Source organism: Lysinibacillus sphaericus OT4b.31 (assembly GCF_000392615.1).
GTDB classification, from domain to species: domain Bacteria; phylum Bacillota; class Bacilli; order Bacillales_A; family Planococcaceae; genus Lysinibacillus; species Lysinibacillus sphaericus_B.
Map to the genome: position 1 here is coordinate 1 of NZ_KB933469.1, position 302 is coordinate 302.

A 302-nucleotide genomic window follows, 5' to 3' on the forward strand; every position below is an offset into this window, starting at 1 on the left:
ACGTAAAAATAGCCCGCGAATCGTCCAGTCAAACGACCTCACTGAGGCGGCATATAGTCTCTCCCGGGATCAAAAACGTATGCTGTATCTGTTCGTTGACCAGATCAGAAAATCTGATGGCACCCTACAGGAACATGACGGTATCTGCGAGATCCATGTTGCTAAATATGCTGAAATATTCGGATTGACCTCTGCGGAAGCCAGTAAGGATATACGGCAGGCATTGAAGAGTTTCGCGGGGAAGGAAGTGGTTTTTTATCGCCCTGAAGAGGATGCCGGCGATGAAAAAGGCTATGAATCTT

The 302-nt window shown here is 47.4% G+C and carries 1 protein-coding gene; it reads left to right on the forward strand.

Translation table 11 applies throughout. The features are described 5' to 3' along the window. On the forward strand, positions 1-302 hold a 302-nt coding region (locus H131_RS22940; RefSeq protein WP_010861523.1), incomplete at both ends, for a RepB family plasmid replication initiator protein.